The sequence below is a fragment of the Vibrio quintilis genome, from assembly GCF_024529975.1.
GTDB classification, from domain to species: Bacteria; Pseudomonadota; Gammaproteobacteria; order Enterobacterales; family Vibrionaceae; genus Vibrio; species Vibrio quintilis.
In genome coordinates, this window is record NZ_AP024898.1 from 103863 (window position 1) to 119613 (window position 15751).

13 protein-coding genes are annotated in these 15751 nt (G+C 46.4%); 11 read left to right on the plus strand and 2 right to left on the minus strand.

Annotated features, from left to right (window positions below; genetic code table 11):
- The first annotated feature begins 241 nt into the window (after positions 1–241).
- Positions 242–520 (plus strand): EF-hand domain-containing protein, encoded by a 279-nt coding sequence (locus tag OC443_RS19210; protein ID WP_073584411.1) that lies wholly within the window; start codon positions 242–244, stop codon positions 518–520.
- 67 nt (positions 521–587) lie between these two features.
- Here OC443_RS19210 and OC443_RS19215 read toward each other — a convergent pair whose 3' ends face one another.
- Positions 588–2192: a methyl-accepting chemotaxis protein gene (locus OC443_RS19215; protein ID WP_073584413.1), complete on the minus strand. Its 1605-nt coding sequence runs from the start codon at positions 2190–2192 to the stop codon at positions 588–590.
- A gap of 630 nt (positions 2193–2822) precedes the next feature.
- Between OC443_RS19215 and OC443_RS19220 the strand changes: the two genes are divergently transcribed.
- From OC443_RS19220 to OC443_RS19265, 10 genes are read left to right on the plus strand one after another with little or no spacing between them, the layout of a single operon-like run.
- The gene (locus OC443_RS19220; RefSeq protein ID WP_073584415.1) at positions 2823–4235 is read left to right on the plus strand and encodes an undecaprenyl-phosphate glucose phosphotransferase; all 1413 of its coding nucleotides are present in this window, start codon (positions 2823–2825) and stop codon (positions 4233–4235) included.
- 16 nt (positions 4236–4251) lie between these two features.
- Positions 4252–5505: a hypothetical protein gene (locus OC443_RS19225; protein WP_262021778.1), complete on the plus strand. Its 1254-nt coding sequence runs from the start codon at positions 4252–4254 to the stop codon at positions 5503–5505.
- Positions 5505–6065 (plus strand): polysaccharide biosynthesis/export family protein, encoded by a 561-nt coding sequence (locus OC443_RS19230; RefSeq protein WP_073586035.1) that lies wholly within the window; start codon positions 5505–5507, stop codon positions 6063–6065. The genes OC443_RS19225 and OC443_RS19230 overlap by 1 nt, the downstream gene beginning before the upstream one ends.
- A 1-nt stretch (position 6066) precedes the next feature.
- A complete protein-coding gene (locus tag OC443_RS19235; RefSeq protein WP_073586036.1) occupies positions 6067–8211 on the plus strand; it encodes a GumC family protein in 2145 nt (714 codons plus the stop codon).
- On the plus strand, positions 8208–9434 hold the full coding sequence (locus tag OC443_RS19240) for a lipopolysaccharide biosynthesis protein (RefSeq protein ID WP_073586037.1): 1227 nt from the start codon (positions 8208–8210) through the stop codon (positions 9432–9434). The genes OC443_RS19235 and OC443_RS19240 overlap by 4 nt, the downstream gene beginning before the upstream one ends.
- On the plus strand, positions 9421–10830 hold the full coding sequence (locus OC443_RS19245) for a capsular biosynthesis protein (RefSeq protein WP_073586038.1): 1410 nt from the start codon (positions 9421–9423) through the stop codon (positions 10828–10830). Before OC443_RS19240 ends, OC443_RS19245 begins: the two co-directional genes overlap by 14 nt.
- Positions 10796–11797 (plus strand): glycosyltransferase, encoded by a 1002-nt coding sequence (locus OC443_RS19250; protein WP_073586039.1) that lies wholly within the window; start codon positions 10796–10798, stop codon positions 11795–11797. The genes OC443_RS19245 and OC443_RS19250 overlap by 35 nt, the downstream gene beginning before the upstream one ends.
- Positions 11794–13008: a glycosyltransferase family 4 protein gene (locus tag OC443_RS19255; protein WP_073586040.1), complete on the plus strand. Its 1215-nt coding sequence runs from the start codon at positions 11794–11796 to the stop codon at positions 13006–13008. Before OC443_RS19250 ends, OC443_RS19255 begins: the two co-directional genes overlap by 4 nt.
- Positions 13002–14105 carry a glycosyltransferase family 4 protein gene (locus OC443_RS19260; RefSeq protein ID WP_073586041.1) on the plus strand — a complete coding sequence of 368 codons (1104 nt, stop codon included), beginning with the start codon at positions 13002–13004 and terminating at the stop codon, positions 14103–14105. The genes OC443_RS19255 and OC443_RS19260 overlap by 7 nt, the downstream gene beginning before the upstream one ends.
- A 3-nt stretch (positions 14106–14108) precedes the next feature.
- Positions 14109–14510, plus strand: coding sequence for a hypothetical protein (locus OC443_RS19265; protein ID WP_073586042.1), 402 nt, complete (start codon positions 14109–14111; stop codon positions 14508–14510).
- 318 nt (positions 14511–14828) lie between these two features.
- Here OC443_RS19265 and OC443_RS19270 read toward each other — a convergent pair whose 3' ends face one another.
- Complete coding sequence (locus OC443_RS19270; RefSeq protein ID WP_073586043.1) at positions 14829–15518, minus strand: helix-turn-helix domain-containing protein; 690 nt, start codon at positions 15516–15518, stop codon at positions 14829–14831.
- Positions 15519–15751 lie beyond the last annotated feature (233 nt).

Sequence of the window (15751 nt, forward strand, 5' to 3'; positions counted from 1 at the left end):
ATAATCAGCGGGTGATTGGAAGACCGGCGTTATCCCGGCTGTGCAAATCCCCGAAAAATGACATCTTGTTCCTGCATGTTTTCATCTGTTATTTAATGCAATCCGGTGAGAGCCGGGTATGTCCGGGCAGGAACAACGCCACCAGTATTACTGAGTGTAAACTTGAGTAAAGCACTGAATTTATCCGAATGAATTCGTTCATAATAATCAATGAATGAACAGACTGAGGAACATGAAAATAATGAAGAGTAGTATTCGTTTTACACTGGCCGCTTTGATGAGTTCGTTGTTACTTTCTTCCCTCTCTTTTGCATCGGATTCTTCACGCAGAGAACCACCCGGACCACCGCCTTCGTTTGAGGATTCAGATCTGAATCATGATGGTGTTTTGACGGTTGATGAGATGCAGGGACCGATGGCGCAGGACTTTGATCAAATTGATACAAACGGGGACTCGCAGGTTACTGAAGAAGAGCTGGATACATTTATGCGGTCGCACAAGCCGCCGGAGCCGCGGTAAGCTGTGGACCAAACCGCTCAATGCAGGGCGGGCAAGATGGCCCGCTCTGATCCTGAAAAAAACATCTTTAAATTTTATATTCGTTGACGACCTGATTCATCTCCTGTGCAAGGACTTCCAGATTTGACGCAGTGTCAGCACTACCTTTGACAAATTCATGGTTTTCCAGGGCCATTTTTGCCACCTGCTCAATATAAGAAGCAATACTCTGACTGGCCATGTTTTGTTCTTTAATCGCTGTGGCAATTTCTTCTGACATTTGCATGGAGCGAGCGCTGGCTTCGCTAATCCGGACGATAGTGCTGTTTGCCTGCTCGGCACATTCAACCCCATTTAAAATCAGTTGTTCGGCCTGAGACATTTGACCAACCGTATCGGCTGAAACGGACTGAATTGCGGCAATCATTGATGATATTTCCTGCGTGGAACGCGCGGTGCGCTCGGCAAGGTTACGTACTTCATCGGCAACCACGGCAAACCCCCGACCCTTTTCTCCGGCCCTGGCCGCTTCAATGGCGGCATTGAGTGCCAGTAAATTAGTTTGTTCAGCTACGTCATTGATTACAGTAATAATTGAAGAAATATTTTCACCGTGAGTTTCCAGTGCTTTGACACCCGCAGACACTTCATTGACCGATGTTTCAATGGTATGAATGTGTTCCGTGGTTTCCTGAATGACACTGATCCCCTGTTTGGCCAGTTCCCGGGTTTGATCGGATAAATGGCGCGATTCTTCAGCCCGTTCAGCAACACCTGAGATACTGACAGTCAGCTCTTCAATGCTGGCAGCAATATCTGCGGATGCATCGGTTTGACGTGAAGATGCTTCAGTCGCCTGTGAAGCAGAATGGCGCATCTCGCCTGATGAATGGTTGAGTTGTGCCGATTGTTTCAAAACCAGATTAAAGCTGGCATTGAGTCTGTCTAACACCTGGTTGAATGCATTGGCAATGTATGTCATTTCATTGTTACCGGATACATGAGCCCGGACCGTCAGATCCAGATCGGTTTCGAACTGGCGCATGACTTTTTGTATTTCATTCATCGAAGAACGGATATTACGGACGATCAGAAAGCTGAGAGTCAGCACAACACCAATTGAAATCAGCGTTGCAATGACAGACAGCCAGGTACCGAAATCGGCCTGATGTATGGCTTTCTGTGCAGACAGACTGGCTCTGTTGATTGTATAGGTCAGGTGCTGATCAAATACCTTTGCCAGTTCGGCCCGTTTTGCGCCCATCGGGCCAGCCATTGAAAGCGCATTTTCGTTATGGTGCGTTTTTTCAAAATATTGGTGAAGCATTGCCAGATAATCGGTAACCAGTTTTTGCTCAGTCTGATAAATCTGCTGTTCTTCTTCACCGTTAATATAAGAGGCATATTGTTTTATACCGGATTGAAGTTGAGTGGCGATCTGCTTCACTGAATTTTCAACCACATTTTTGTCTGCTGTTTTTTTAGCCAGTGTATGGCGGAACAAATCGATCGCAATTTTTTGTTGATCAGATCTCAGAGAGTGAAGCAGATTCAGCCCCGGAATAGCTTTTTCATTGACAAGTTTGAGTGATCCGGAGCTATTTTTAGAGACCGAAAAACCCACACCGGCAACGATAAGTAAAATCAAAGTAAAAGTGCAGGATAAAAGCAGTAATTTTTTAGCGATAGTCATATTCAATCCCTTGCTTAAAGACGCATTTTGATAAGAACACGCCCTGGGATCTGTTCATTCTTTTATTCAAAGCAGGATTGCAGATCCCCGATTTATGGTAATAGATGTTGTGGTGTTGAATGCATATTCTATAACAGTTGACTTATAAATTGATATGACAGAGTTCTTTGTTTCGGATTTCAAAGAAATTTCGTGAATGATGAGTTACTTAACTTGATCATCGATGTTGTGTGTCTGAGTTCAAATGATCGAAAATACCAGCTATTGAACATATTGTGAATTAAGTTTCTTATGTTAAAGTTGTATATTCAAAAAAATAATTTCACCATATTAATGAATTGAATCCGACCACCAGGGTATAGAGAGTATTCTACTCAAATTATCCATGGCACAGATCAAAATTATTGCATGATATATTATTTATAACCAATTTAAAATGTGATGTTCATTCATTGAAAGGTGTTTTTGTATGAAGTTTCACAAAACATTGGCATGGTCACAGAAAAAGAAATAATTACTAACTTTCCAAAGTTCGATCCGTAGAATGTGCGCCGGTCGTAATTGATTGCATACTCATTTCGTGTGTATGAGCCATGTTGTGTTTATATGTCGGTCTTGTGTGAGGGACTTATGATATTCAGGCAAACACTCAGATTCGTCGATGATGATTACTCATTGGTGACTAAAGCTTTTGATTTTATTATCATTAACCTGCTGCTGGCAGGCTTGATTCATAGTATGGGGGAGCATGAAACGCTGACAGATATTTCTGCCGGAATTTTACTCAGTTCATTATTTATTCTGGCAGGAGAACTGACCCGGTTATATTCGCAGCGTTTTAAGCGACAGTTAAAGAAATCTTGTTGGTGTTTTTTTCTGACGGCTTTTATTTCTTATGCCGTTATTGCGGTGATGATTTGGATTTCAGATGATTTTGGCAAGATGAGTCAGTCTGACAGCCATCAGCATCATTTAAACTTTCAGGTGTACCATCTGTGGTTCTTTTCTGCACTGATTTTAATGTTGACTGCCCGTCTTGGCGGGTTGTTTCTCGGCCGGGCATTTAAAGCCAGAAAGCGGGTTGCGATTGTTGGCCTGACGAAGGCCGGTATTGCAACAAAGAACGCGTTACTTGAAGAATTTGGTGCACAGGAAATTGATATCAAATTCTATGATGAGCGTGAGTCTCTGAGCGGCTTACGGAGCAACTTTTATGGCGGCTCACTGACGGAACTGGTTGCAAAGGCAAAAGAAGAGCAGATCGATCATGTGTACATCGCTTTGCCGATGATCGCCAGAGACAGAATCAAATACTGTCTGGATCAATTGTCAGATACGATGGTTGACACATCCATGGTGCCGGATCTGGAGAGTTATCATCTGGCCGTTTCCCGGGTGAATACTGTCCGGAATGTGCAGATTTTCAGTGTATTTTCAACGCCCTTCAATGGTTTTAAAGCACTGGTGAAGCGTCTGGAAGATCTGTTTATTGCGAGCCTGATTATTTTGATGATTTTACCGGTACTGATTGTCATTGCTGTTGGTGTCAAACTGAGTTCTCCCGGCCCGGTTTTGTTTAAGCAGGATCGTTATGGTCTGGGTGGTAAGAAAATCAAGGTGTGGAAGTTTCGTTCAATGCGGGTGATGGAGAATGAAAGCCATGTCCGGCAGGCGACCAAACATGATCCGCGGGTGACAAAATTCGGCGCTTTTATCCGGCGGACTTCTCTGGATGAATTACCTCAGTTTATTAATGTACTTCAGGGATCGATGTCGATTGTCGGCCCCCGGCCACATGCAGTGGCACATAATGAACAGTACCGGGTCATCATCGAGAACTACATGATTCGCCATAAAGTGAAACCCGGCATCACCGGATGGGCTCAGGTGAATGGTTATCGCGGGGAGACGGAAACCGTCGACAAAATGGAAAAGCGTGTGCAGTACGATATTCAGTACATGCAGAACTGGTCACTATGGTTTGATTTGAAAATCATCTTCAAGACAGTCTTTGTCGGGTTTGTCAGTGAAGCGGCTTACTGACTTTACCGGATTAATCATGATGATTTCCTGTTCTGCCTCTGCGGCGCTGACCCCAAAATTACACACATTGCCTGGCGGGATGGATGTCCGGAGCCGGCTCGATGTCAGGTATGGTGAGAATACTAATGTGACCCGCCAGAACGGCCGTGCCGCGAGCAGGGCAGCGCGGCGCTCCGGCTTTTGGGCTGTTCAGCCCGGATTTGAAATTTCCGGGCAACATGCACAGGGGGTTTATCATCTGAAGTATGCTGGTCAGTACCGGCATTTTCAGCACAGCCCGGCAGATGATTATGCGGATCATCTTTATACCTTCAGCGGGAAATGGCTGCCTGAATCGCACCATGCATTGCAGTGGGAATTCAGCAGGATGAGTGGCCATGAGGCCAGGGGGCAGGGTGTCACTGAGGGGCTCAGCGATGAGCAGTTTCAACGCTATGGGATTGATCAAACACTGAAAACATCATTACATGATGCGGAACTGGCTTATGACTATGGATTACCGGAAGGCACATACGGGCTCAGGGCTTCAGTGAACCGGAAAACATTTTCGTTTCCACAGACCGGACATATTGAAAGTAATTTCCGGACCTATGTGCATGATCAGGCATGGAAAGAGCGCGCCTTTGCGGTCGCTCTGACGCAGCGGTTTTCATCAGACCATCAAATCCGCTACGGTTTGATGTCAACGAAGCGACACTATCATACGAACGGTATCAAAAACTTTGATAAGTATTTCCTCCGGGTTGGCTTCCAGACGCAATATTCGGCAATCACCCGGTTTCAGGGGAATTTTTCCTGGCTGCATCAGGTGTTTCCGGATAATGCTCAGGCGAAAAGTTTTGAAGGACCAGACTGGGATTTGAGTGCACAGTGGCAACCACTCAGGCACTCATTGTGGGTGTTACGTGGCTGGCAAAAAGTCACTGACCCGACGGAAAACGGCGGATATATCCTCGATTCCGGTGTCGGTGTTTCCTGGCAGCATCACTGGTGGACTGACCGCTTTTCAACCCGGTTCAAATGGTCCTATCAATCAAAGAGTTATCATATGTCCAGCCATGACCGTCATGATGATCTGCGATCGGCGGAAGTGGTGATTGGTTATGATTTCCGGCCATCGGTTCGTTTTGAACTGAGTTATCAGCAACGTAAAAAGACTTCAAATCAGTTGCGGGACATATTTTTTATTGGTTCCGAACGCGAAGCCGTAGTCCGGATGCCTGGTTACGACCAGCATCAGATGCAGCTGACAATCAAGGTACAAATTTAATGAGAGTATTGGTGTTATCTATCCTGAGTTTGTGGTTGTTGGCGGCCTCTTTGGCGACAAGTGCAGCGTGTACAGACACAACCGGCCGGTCAGACAGGGAAAGTACGGCGCCCTATCATCTTGGTCCCGGTGACCAAATCCGGATTATGGTTTATGGGGAACCCGGTTTATCAATGACATTCATGGTCAACCAGCGGGGTTCCGTGAACTATCCATTTATCGGCCAGGTTCAGCTGGCGGGGAAAAGCCTGTCTGAGATTGAGGCGACGATAGCGCGGCGCCTGAAAGGTGATTATCTGCGTGAACCGATGGTAAGCGTTACCATGGAACACTTTCGCCGGTTTTATATTACCGGCGAAATTGAAGCACCAAACGGTTATGAGTATCTGCCGGGTTTAACTATAGAACAGGCGATTGCGCTGGCCGGAGGCCTGACTGACCGGGCTGATGACGACGATATTCAGATTCGTCATTCTGGCCGGGAACTGCAAAAAGATGTGCCTGTGACCTGTCCGGTTCATCCGGGCGATACCATTATCATCGGCAAGAGCTTTTTCTGACATGGCCGTTTCTCTGATTGAACAAAGTGCGGGTGTTGAGAGCCGGATTGATTTTGCGCCATTTCTGCGTGCGTTCCGGAAACATGTGTTGAAGATCGGATTAATTACACTGGTCCTGACCGGCATTCCGTTACCATTTATCGCTAAAATGACGACCAAATATCTGGCGACGGCCACAGTGCTGATTAAAGCCCAGGCTGATAACGCTGTGCCGGTTGATCAGGTTGATAATTTTGATTCGACCCGGGCACCGTATTACGAGACACAATATAACCTGATGCAATCCAGGGTTGTGCTGGAACGAGCGGTGAAAGACATGCATCTGGATGATAATCCACGTTTTAACGGCGCGGATCACAATGATAAGGCCCGGTTAAAGTTAGCTGAACAGACAACTTTAACTGAACAGGCGCGGATTAATCATGCTGTTCAAACATTAAGCCGTGGCCTGACGTTTACGATAGTTCGTCAGACACAGCTGATTTATATCTCGTACAAATCGACCTCGGCTGCTGAATCCGCCCGGATTGCTAACGGGGTGGCAAAGGCATTTATCCACTATTCGGTTGATCAGAAAATCCATAAGACAGCGCAGGCACAGGCGTGGAATACGCAGCAGATGCAGAAGCTGAAAAAACAACTGAGTGACAGGAAACAGCAAATGGCTCAGTTTCTTGATGAAAAAGACTTGCTGATGTTTCACGGCATTGATGGTTTTGAAACTGAAAAAATGGAAATCACCAACAGTAAACTTGCGGATGCCAAAGAACGCAGGCTGGCAGCGCAGGCAGCTTATGAAACCATGCTGAATACAGATCGCTCTTCTGCGGATACGTTTGCGTCATTACCTGAAATTGCTGATCATGCCCAGTTAAAGGACTTACGGATCGCGCTGACTCAGGCCCGGAGAAAGCTATATGAATTGCAACGGCTTTATGGTCCGAAGCATCAAAAAGTACTGGCAGCCGGCGCAGAAATAAAGGCAATTGAGGCACAATCAGAGGTGCTGTTTGCGGAGCTGAAAGAAAGAATTACGAAAAAATATCAGGAAGCGCGGATTAAAGAGCAACGGTATCAGGTTTTATTGCACGAACAGACCCGTCAGGTGAAGGCTTTGGTAGCAAAGCGGGATCAGTACAATGAGCTGTTGACTGAGATAGAAAAAACGGAAGATTTATATAAGTCCTTACTGAAACGCAGCAAAGAGCAGAGGCTGGCTGCACAATACCGGGAGCCAAATGCGATTCTTTATGATCCGGCGATGATTCCGGACAAGCCACAAAAACAGAATAAGAAGCTGTTGATTGTCATGACTTTCCTGCTGGCGCTGGTGCTGAATGTGCTGGTGATTGTGGTGATGACAGCAATGAATCGCCGGATTGCCGGGATGCATCAGTTGAGAGCCCGGCTTGGTCTGGTGGCTGTCGGGGATATTCCGCTGTTTAACACACCGGATAACTGGGTGGATGCCGTCAGTCGTCATCCGCAGGCCGCAGAAATTATTCACGGGATTCAGACCGCGATTGATTTTTGTCAGAAAGATATCAAAGTGATGGGCGTTGCGTCCTGTTTTCCACAGGAAGGTGCGTCTTCCTTCTTTCGTCTGATGGCGCGTTCTGTTGCCAGAAAAAAGCGAACGTTAATGTTGGACCTTGATTACCGGCATCCGGATTCTCTGACAGAGGCGGGAACGCAGGCCGAAAATTCCGGGGGATTTACGGCGTTTGTTGCCGGAGCTGCTTTAAGTTCTGTGGTGTCCTCCGTCGATAACAACCTGGATATATTAACCCGTGGAGAGCTGACGGAATCGCCGCTGATATTTTTTGATACATCCGCTTTTACCGGGGCGCTTGAATCTCTGAACCGGAGCTATGAACAATTGGTGATTAACATGCCCGTGATTGAGCAAAGTAAAGACAGCCAGCTTCTGATGCGGGAACTGGATGCGTTGGTGATTGTGGTGAAAGCCAACCAGTATGCAGCTCCTGACCTGAAAAAAGTGCTGGCCAAATTACCGCTCCGAGAAGGCCAGACCGTTGTTGGCGTTGTGAACCAGGTCAAAGATGATGATTTGCAAAGTGAAGAGAGCCGTCAGTTTATGGCCAGCAGTACAATTGTTGATTTAGAAAAAACGGAGCAGAGATGAGTCTGATTAAAAGTATTCTGACCATTGCCAGCTCATCGCTGATGTCCCAGATCATTGGTGCTCTGTCAATCTGGCTGATTTCTCATTGGTATGGCATGGCTGATGTCGGTATTTATGCCCTGACATACAGTATCGTGATCATTGGAGCCCAGCTTTGTACGTTGGCTTCTCATCTGTTATTACCCGGGCAAAAAGCATCATTACTCGGGCAGAATATTGTTTTCTGCCTGTTACAGACCAGCCTGTTATCTTTGGTTTATGCCGGGGTGGCCTCGGTTATTTTTGAACGGTCATTTGGGGTGATTTACATCCTGAATGTTGCGCATGCCTGGATACTGATTTCTGAAAACTTATTACTGCGGGCGGAAAAAATGCGTCATCTCGCTTTTCAGCGTCTGTCTGTTTCTGTGCTGGTTTTTACTGCGGTTTTCGTCACCGGTTCGGCAATGAGTATCTATCCGGTCTGGGCGGGTGGATTAATTATCCTGATTGCTTTCTGGCTGAGTTTTTCGATTGATCCGGCTGACCTGAAACAGGCGGATTGGGGATGGAAAGCAAACTGGCGTTTTGTTTGTGAGAATAAAATACACCTCAGTCATGTCGGCATGGCTGAAGTGTTGGCTATCGCGAATACGAATTTACCCACAATTCTGATTAACTTCTGGTTTTCAGCAGTCACTGCGGGTTATTTTGCGGTTGTCAGCCGGTTTTGCCTGTCGCCGGTGATCATTGCCGGGAATGCAGTCCGGAACTCTGTCTTTTCACGCTGGTCGGCAGATTTTCGTCGTCATTACTTCAATTTTGATGAGTTTGTGAAAGTCCGCCGGTTGCTGTTGGCAATGGCGATTGTTGCAACAACGGGAATCCTGATTTTCTATCCGTTACTGGTTCAGCTGGCATGGTTTCAGCCCTGGGCGGATTCAGTGCCGACTTCCCGTTACATGCTGCCATACCTGTTTCCTGCGCTGGCGGTGTGTCCTTTAACCATGCTTGAACTGGTGTTTGGTTCGAAGCGATATTTCATGCGGATTCAGATCGAACAGATATTCGTTGTGATGGCGGCATTTATCGTGTTGCCGGTTTTTTATCAAAGCTATGCCGCCTCTGTGTTTACGTATGCCTTACTTTCGGCGCTTCGGTATGCCTTTATTTATGTCCGGGTCAATCAACGGGCAACCAGCCTCAGACAAACCGGCGGAGCGGTGTGTGATGGCGCTGAATAATGGCTTATTCTTTCAGCTATACAGCTTAATTACATTGGTGTTTTGTGGCGTCGTCCAGTACTTCACCGGCATCGGTGCTGTGCTGTGGCTGCCGTTTATGCTGGCATTTGTGATGGCAGGGCTGTTACTGATGCAAACCCGGTATGCTGATTTTTCTCTCGATACGCAGGAAGTGATCGTGCTGACGCTGTTCATCGGTTTTTTTGCGATGGCCGTGTTGTCTACCTTTTTACAAAATGGCGCAATGATCACGATTGTCGGACTGAAAAATGAACTGGCATTGAGTCTGGTGATGGGGTGTTTACTGCTTGGCTTCTGTGGCTGCTCTCAGCTTTACCGGATTATCCGCCTGATGCACTGGGTTTTTTATGTGCAGTTTCCGGTCGTTTTGTTTCAGGTACTGGTGATTGTCCCGAAACGTGTTGCTTTCAAAGGAGAATTTGAAAAGTGGGATTCCGTTGTCGGGACATTTGGCGGTGATCCGATGGGCGGGGGAAATACGGCGGCAATGGGATTATTCTGCTTATTTATCATGCTGATCAAATTCTCCGAATATAAACATGGTGTTGCCTCCCGGCTGCAAACCGGATTACACATTGGTGGCGCGTTTATCCTCTGTGTTTTGGGGGAAATAAAGTTTGTGATTCTGCTGTCTCCTTTACTGATGGTGTTTATCTGGTTTGCGCCCGCTTATATGACCGGCATGAAACGCTATGACTGGAAAATCATTCTGATGATTCTGGGAGGAATGGCCGGTTTGCTGATGCTGGCTGTATTCGTCCTCGGGGCTTCTTATGCCTCAGCATTTGGTGCCAATCCAAATAAAAGCGCGCTGGATCTGTTTATCAGTTCCCTTGATTATGTGTTTGACCCTGATTACATCATGCCATCCGGAGAACTGGGCCGGATGACCACCTTTTTTTTCTGGGCCGGACACAGTGATTTATATGGCTGGCCCAGTCAGTGGTTTGGATATGGTCTGAATGCCACCAATCATGGCAGTGCTGTTGCTCCGGGCTTTTTGAATCTCATCTTTAATGTCCTGCTGGATTCAACCTCACTGAGTATGATGTTGTGGGAACTCGGGCTGGCAGGCACACTTTTTTTCATCATTTTGGTGTTTTATTCCATCCGGGTGACGATGCCCCGGCCGGTTTTTGAGCCAGCGCAGCTTACCTGGCAGGACAGGCGCCTGCTTTCATGGCAACCTGCGTTGATTGCTTTTGCGATCGCAGGGCTGCTGAGTCTGCCATACAGCCAGATTCTGATGTTAACACCAATGCTGCAGTTTCTTTTCTATTTTGCCCTTGGGGCAATGTTCATCATTCGTAAATCTGTATTAACCGTGAGTGCTTCTTGTTATGAGTCAAAAGCCTTTTATCAGTGTCATCATTAAAACCTATAACGAACAGTCAGGCATAGCCGGCACGATAAACAGTATCCGGGAACAACTGGATTTCCTGCGTATGCAATATGAAGTGATTGTTGCCGATAGTTTGTCGGATGACAGGACGAGAGAGATTGCACTGTGCCATCAGGCGAAAGTTGTGACCTTAAAAGAGGGGACCGACCGGTGTTGTGGTGTCGGGCATCAGCTCGGTTATTTGTATGCGCAGGGTGAGTTTTTATTACTGATGGATGGCGATATGGAACTTCGGGCGGGTTTTATTGAGCGGGGTCTCCGCTTTTTATTGCAGAATCCGGATTATGCGGGTGTGGCCGGTACGGTGACAATGGATGAAGCCGTGAGCTACGAATTTCAGTCCCGGCAGCAGAGATTACATAAAATCTATCCACTCGGAGATTGCAGCCACCTGGGTGGGGGCGGTTTATATCGCCGTTCCGCGATTGAACACATTGGTTATCTGACTCATTCAGGGCTGCATGCTTATGAAGAAGCAGAGCTGGGGATGCGTTTGAAACACGCGGGATATCGTCTGCGGCGTCTGGATACGCCTTATTTTTTTCATCAGTCATACGATATGCCGACGCTGGCTCTGCTGCGCCATCGCTGGCGGGGTGGTTATACATTTGCTTCGGGTGAGTTGCTGAAAAGTGCGTGGAAAAAACCGTATTTTACGGATGCTGTACTGGCAGTGAAAAATGAAGCGATTTTCAGTTTATATTTATTCGGGCTGTGTGTGTTACTTCTGAGCGTAAATCCGCTGATGATTGGTTGCGGATTGCTCCCTCTGGTGGCTTTCTTTTTGATGAAAGCACTGAAAAACCGTTCAGTAAAAGCGGCGGTATTAAGTGTGATTAACCTGACGGTTTTCTCCGCAGGTTTTATTCGCGGGTTATTTTCAACGCTGAAATCTCCGCAGATCATGCCGGTGCATGAAGTGCTGGAGGCCGCAGCATGAAAGTTTTGATGGTAAACAAATTCTTTTTTATGAAGGGGGGGGCCGAAACCGTATTTTTTCAGGAAAGAGAGATGGCGGCCACCGCCGGGATTCAGGTGCTTGATTTTTCAATGCATCATCAGAGTAATCTTGAATCCCGCTTTAGCGATTTTTTTGTCCGGAATGTTGATTATTACGGTCGTCACGGTCTGATGTCGAAAGTCAAAACAGCAATTCGCTTTATTCATAATCGGGAAGCCTGTCAGAAGCTGGCAGCATTGCTCCGGGCGGAGCAGCCGGATATTGTGCATTTTCATAATATTTATCACCAGCTGACACCTTCCGTAATCAAAGTGGCGAAAGCCCATGGCTGTAAAACCGTGCTGACAGTTCATGATACAAAGATTGCCTGTCCGGCTTATACCATGTACCGCAATGGTCATACCTGTGAAGACTGCCTGCAGAAGAGTGTCTGGCATGCGGTGAAAAACCGGTGTCAGCATGGTTCTATGTTTAAGAGTCTTCTGCTGTCACTTGAAGCTGCGTTTCAGGGATTGGCCGGTAACTACCGGGCGCTGGATATGATTATTTCTCCCAGCGTGTTTCTGGCCGGGATTATCCGCCGGAAATTGCCGGATAACCGGATTGAGGTGATTGTGAATGGGATTGATGAATCAGTCGGTGTCAACCGTTCTCAAAATGGCGGCTATTTTCTTTATTTTGGCCGCCTCAGCCAGGAAAAAGGAGTTGAAACGTTAGCACAGGCCTATCAGTCATCCCTGCGCCAGCTGCCATTAAAAATAGTCGGACATGGCCCGCTATTCGCCGGACTGTCTGAACGATATACCAATATTGAATTACCCGGATTTCAAACGGGAGAGGCACTCGAATCTTTGATCCGCAATGCAACTGCGGTGATTGTGCCTTCGGAGTGTTATGAAAATTGTTCTATGGCAGTGCTGGAAGCGATGGCATACGGAAAGCCGGTGATTGGTGCCCGGATTGGGGGAATTCCCGAGCAGGTCCGGGATGGTGTTGAAGGTCGTTTATTTCCGGCCGGGGATGTCGCTTCTTTGGCACAGGTCATGAACGAGCTCGCGGCAGCACCTGATTTGGTTGATGAATATGGCCGCAATGCCCGGCTCAGGCTGGAGGAAAAATATTCATTGACCCGCCACAGGCTGGCATTGCTTGATTTGTATCAGTCTTTAACGGGAGAGCAAACATGTTAAAAGTGACTGTTCTGGGAACCCGGGGTATTCCCGGTGTTCTGGGGGGGGTGGAAACCCATTGTCAGAATTTATATCCTGAGATTGTCCGGCAGTCAGGCACTGCGGTTACGGTGATCGCCCGTTCACCCTATGTGGATTATCAAATATCAGAGTTTCAGGGTGTTCATTTGCGAACGGTTTCCGCGCCAAAGAAAAAATCGCTGGAAGCGATTATTCACTCGGTATTTGCTGCTATCACGACCCTGACCGATGGTTCGGATATTGTTCACGTTCATGCTATTGGTCCGGGACTGGTTGTACCGCTGCTACGTCTGGCTGGTAAGAAAGTGGTCTTTACCCATCATGGTCCTGACTATGATCGGCAGAAGTGGGGCCGGATGGCAAAAATGGTTTTGAAACTGGGGGAGAAACTGGCAGTAAAATTTGCCAGTGAAGTGATAGTGATTTCTGATGTCATCAATCAGCTCATTCAGGGGAAATATGGCAGAGATAATGCCTATCTCATACCTAATGGGGTTCATTTGCCACAGGCACTCAACAAAGCGACCTGTGATTCCGTTCTTGCACAGTTTGGTTTAACACCACAAGGGTATATTGTTGCGGTCGGCAGGTTTGTTGAGGAAAAAGGATTCCATGATTTAATTCAGGCGTATCAGCTTGCCGGTATATCAAAGCCTCTGGTTTTGGTGGGTGATGCGGACCATCCGACGCCATACAGTGAATCATTAAAGCAAAAAGCCAAAGACACGCAGGGGGTTGTGCTGACCGGATTTCTGAAAGGTGATGCGCTGCAGGCTGTATTTTCACAGGCTGGATTATATGTGATGCCGTCTTATCATGAAGGGTTACCGATTGCGCTGCTGGAAGCGATGTCATTTTCATTACCGGCTGTTGTCAGCGATATTCCGGCAAACCTTGAAGTTGCACTGGAAAGTGATGTTTATTTCCCTGTATCGGATGTGGCTTCTCTGGCAGAGAAACTGAGACTGAAGCAGCACGAAACCCGTTGCAGCTATCATACATATCTGGAGAAGTATGACTGGGCAGCTATTGCCGCCCAAACAATGGCTGTTTATAACAAAATTGCAGGAAATTGAAGATTGACAGAAAGTAAAAGTAAGGTAGCGGACAGATTCTGGCAGATCCTGAATCCGGAAGTGGCTGCTGATCTGGATGAAGAACAACGTGCAGAGATTGAACGTACCGTTGATATTATGTGTTTATCAGGGCGCCATTCTGTTGATGTGCGTAAAACAGTTCCCTGGATAGGCAAGCGTTATTATTTAGTTTTTCTTGCAGGCAGAGATCGTCGGCAACATGTTCGGGGAGATAAGCTGAAGCTGACTGATATTTTGCTGGCAGTTTTTATCGCTATGGTTATTTTGACAACAATCGGACTGGCGCTGCTAGCCTTATATTTAATCAAGTCGGCTTTGGGTATCGATGTGTTTAAGAATTTTTCTTTTGGTATTTGGGACTGGTTCCAGGGGCTGTACCACTAGTTGCAAAATGATATTTTATTTGCGTTTTGCAATTCTATTATGAACAACTACGCAATGAGATAATTAGAATTTAAAATAAATCCATTTATATCAATGATTTATTTTTTATTTAAAAGTTGGCACACTAAATGCTTCATATAAACTGACCCTTTTAAGCCGAGGGTCACCTAGCCAACTGACGTTGTTAGTGAATTTATTTATTCACACTTATTTCAGCCAGTCACAATTTTGTGTCTGGCTTTTTTTTTTGCCTGACATCCGACCTTTAATTAACAGATAAAAGCAGGACAAAATATCTCTCAGTCCTGGTTGCTGCCTTTACCGGTATGTTTTTTTTGTCATCGCGATTACATACCCCAGAATTTTTGTTGTTCCGGCAGCACTGTCATTCAGTGCCTGCTTTTCGTGGTTCAGGAGAGAATGGCCGGATACTTTGCGGAGATATTGAATATAAATTTTTCCGTTGATATCAATCAGAAAACGTCCTGAGCCGATATTGAGCATTTCACGATTGATCAGGTAAACGTAATCTTGTGTTTCGATTTCGACCGCATCAATCATCCGGGAAGTGTTATATTTTGTCTGTGATTTCTGCTGTGGCTGTTCAGAACCGGCATTGCTGACCGGGCAGGCACGGGGAAAGCTGTGGAGCACTGCTGCCCATTGTGTATGTTGTGCTTCTGAAAGTAAAATTTCGTAGTTATTTTCTGTATCCCGCACAATCGGCATTGCAGGTCGTTTACACTGTAGGGAAGGATGTATTTCTGTTGCAGGTATATGCTGAGGCAGCGCGAGCTCTTTGACCGGAATATGCATTGCCAGATGAACTCTTGCAATGACTTCATAAGGTGTTCTTTGGTTCCGGTTCCAGGTGCTGAAGGTTGATTTCGGGATATCAAGCAGCCGGGAAAGCTCCTGATAGTTTTTACGCCGGGTTAATTTTTTCAGGTTTTTTGTAAAATCAGTGCCTTTAAGATAATCGTATGTTTTAACCTTTTCATATGACATACAAAATAGTCCTTACCGGGAAATGCGTTCAGTTCAGGACAACATATCATTTTGCTGGTATGGGAATAGTGGGATTTTATGTTAGCCCGGTCGCAAGATAAACCGGATATCCTCAATACTGGCTTTTCAGGCTGTTTGGATATTGATATGGGATTGTGCGTGAATCCGGGTATCGGGAAAATGGTCTTGTATTGTTGTATGACAATAGGTTGTCCAAGCGATGATTCTTTCTT